This is a genomic window from Streptomyces sp. NPDC060205, from assembly GCF_042728395.1.
Taxonomy (GTDB): domain Bacteria; phylum Actinomycetota; class Actinomycetes; order Streptomycetales; family Streptomycetaceae; genus Streptomyces.
Genome location: NZ_JBHWZP010000586.1, coordinates 1 through 2,789, shown reverse-complemented (window position 1 = coordinate 2,789; position 2,789 = coordinate 1). Strand labels below are relative to the sequence as shown.

The window sequence follows — 2,789 nt, the reverse complement described above, 5'->3', positions numbered from 1 at the left end:
GTTCCCCGCGCCCCTGAAGGGGCACGCCCTGCCCGGGCGGTGTTTTTGAGGGGCGCGGGGAACTGCGCGGCCAGCCACAGCGGACCCGCACCCGAAAAACGGCCCCCGGCCTACCCCTCGTGGGCGTCCCGGTGAGCCTTCGCCAGTTCGACGTAGAACACCCCGTTCAGGGAAACCCCTTCCCGCTCCTCCGCGCTCAGCTCCCGCTTCACCTTGGCGGGAACGCCGGCGACGAGAGACCCGGGCGGCACCCGCATCCCCTGTGGCACCAACGCCTGCGCCGCGACCAGCGACCCCGCCCCGATCACCGCCCCGTTGAGGATCGTCGCCCCCATCCCCACCAGGCAGTCGTCCTCGACGACCGCCCCGTGCACCACCGCGTTGTGCCCGATGGACACCCGCTCCCCGATGGTGATCGGAAAACCGGGGTCGACATGGAGCGTGCAGTTGTCCTGGACGTTGCTGTCGGCCCCGATCACGATCGGACCGCAGTCCGCGCGCAGCACCGCGCCGTACCAGACGCTCGCGCCCGGCCGCAGGGTCACGTCCCCGATGACCACGGACGTGGGCGCCACGAACGCCTCCGGGTCCAGTTGCGGATCCTTGCCGCCGATCCCCATGACCAGCGCCTCGTGCGTCATCACCGTCTCCTCGTCGTCGGTACACCGGCACGGTAGGCGATGGGCCGCAGGCCCGGCCCCGCGGGTCCGTGTCACCCGCCCCGGGCGAGGCGCGGCGGCCCGGCGGGGAAGAGGGTGACGTGCCGACAGGTTTCCGGGGGCCGGGAGGGCACGGTCATGGTGTTCACGAGGCTCGCCCGGGTGACGACGGGCCGTATCGGGGTCCCCGTCGGCCGGCAGCTCGTCAGCGTGAGCATCCTGGACATGGCGACCCGGCTCGCCGCGCAGGCGTTCCTCGCCGCGCTGCCGATGCTCTTCGCCATCGCCTCCTTCACCCCGCCCGCGATCCGCAGGGAACTGGTGGGCACCCTGCGCACCCAGCTGGGCACCGAAGGGCCGGTCCTGACCCAGGTGGACGAGGTCTACCGGGGCGCCGCCGACTCGATGGAGACCTGGGGCGCGATCGGGGTGCTGGTGGCCCTCCTGTCCGCGACCGCCTTCAGCCGGGCACTGCAGCGCCTGTGCGAACGCTCCTGGCACCTGCCGCGCGCCGGACTGCGGACCGTGGTGTGGCGCTGGGGCGTGTGGCTCCTGGTCTGGGTCACCGTGCTGGTGTCCCAGGGGACACTGCGCGACGGCTTCGGCGCCGGGTCCGCCCTGGGGTTCCCCCTGCAGTTGATCGCCGCGGTCCTCATGTGGTGGTGGACGCAGCATCTGCTGCTCGCGGGGCGGGTGGCGTGGCTGCCGCTGCTGCCGGGCGCCCTGCTCACCGGGACCGGTGTCGTCCTGTACTCGGCCGTGTCCGGGCTGTGGCTGCCGCGCTCGCTGGAGCTGAGCGTCGACCGGTACGGGCCGCTCGGCTCCGTCTTCACGGTGCTGTCGTGGCTCATCTTCTTCTTCGCGATCGTCGCGGGCGGCATCGCGATCGGGTACGTACTGGCCCACGACGCCCTCCTCAGCCCCTGGCTGGGCCTGACGGAACCAGGTAAGGGCAAAGCGACGGGCGGATCCCCTGCCGGGGGTGATGCGCCCCGGCCGGGCACGAACGATCGTCAGGCCATGGAACCCACTACGCGGGGGCAGCGGTGGTCGGCGCGCGGAGCGCTGGCGGCGGCCACGGCGGCGGTACTGGTGCTGGGCGTGTTCGCGGGACTGCGGACCATCGCCCTGCTGGGTGTGGGACTGGCCGGTCTGGCGGTCACGGCCGCGGCACTGTGGTGGGTGCTCACGCGGCGGAGCGTATGGCGGCTGCTCGCCGCCGTGCTGGCCGTCGCCGCACCGGTGTGGATCGTCGTCGCGTACACCCGGGCCCAGCTGGCGTGGGTCGTCGCCGTGGCCGGAGCGCTGTTCATGGTCGCGGTCGGCGCGGGCCGCCGAGCCCTCGTCCGCGCGGACGGGCCGGCCCGGACACCGGAACACCCCGCCCCCCGGGTGCGGCACCCCGTCCTGATCATGAATCCACGCTCGGGCGGCGGCAAGGTGGAGAAGTTCGGGCTGCGGGAGAAGGCGGAGGCACTGGGTGCGCAGGTCCTCCTCCTGGAGGGGCCGGGCGAGACCGACGTGGCCGAACTGGCGCGCAAGGCCGCGACCGAGGGCGCCGATCTGCTCGGTGTCGCGGGCGGTGACGGCACCCAGGCCCTGGTGGCCGACGTCGCCGCCTCGCTCGGCCTCCCCTTCCTGGTGGTGCCGGCCGGCACCCGCAACCACTTCGCCCTGGACCTGGGGCTCGACCGCGAGGATCCGGCGAAGGCGCTCGACGCCCTGACCGACGGGGTGCTGCTCCGCGTCGACCTGGGCCGCGCGGCCGGCCACCCCTTCGTCAACAACGTGTCGTTCGGGGCGTACGCCGAGGTGGTGCAGAGCCCGGCCTACCGCGACGGCAAGACCCGTACGACCCTGGAACTCCTCCCCGACCTGCTCGTGGGCCATCGTGGCGCGCGGCTCGCCGCCCGGGCCGGCGAGGCGGACTTCGAGGCACCGCAGGCGCTGCTGGTGAGCAACAACCCCTACGGCACCGGCGACATCGCCGGGCTCGGCCGCCGATCGCGGCTGGACGGCGGCGAGTTGGGGGTCGTCGGGGTCGACGTGGCCAGCGCCGCCCAGGCCGCCGGTCTGCTGCGCGGACGCCGTGCCACCGGTCTGACCCGGGTCACCGCGCGGGAGGTCGTC

At 73.7% G+C, this 2,789-nt stretch carries 2 protein-coding genes and 1 pseudogene; 2 read left to right on the top strand and 1 reads right to left on the bottom strand.

Annotated features, from left to right (window positions below):
* Positions 1–110 precede the first annotated feature (110 nt).
* A complete protein-coding gene (locus ACFWGJ_RS43195) occupies positions 111–641 on the bottom strand; it encodes a gamma carbonic anhydrase family protein (protein WP_387334447.1) in 531 nt (176 codons plus the stop codon).
* A 39-nt stretch (positions 642–680) separates the two neighbouring features.
* Between ACFWGJ_RS43195 and ACFWGJ_RS43190 the strand changes: the two are divergent.
* Both ACFWGJ_RS43190 and ACFWGJ_RS43185 read left to right on the top strand, forming a co-directional pair.
* Positions 681–1,553 (top strand): annotated as a pseudogene (locus ACFWGJ_RS43190) (YhjD/YihY/BrkB family envelope integrity protein); the annotation flags it as partial.
* Between the two features lie 126 nt (positions 1,554–1,679).
* On the top strand, positions 1,680–2,789 hold a 1,110-nt coding region (locus ACFWGJ_RS43185; RefSeq protein WP_387334449.1), incomplete at its 3' end, for a diacylglycerol/lipid kinase family protein.

What these genes read in the sequence shown, in the direction of transcription:
- ACFWGJ_RS43195 (WP_387334447.1), bottom strand. Translation starts at nt 641, where the DNA reads ATGACGCACGAGGCGCTGGTCATGGGGATCGGCGGCAAGGATCCGCAA.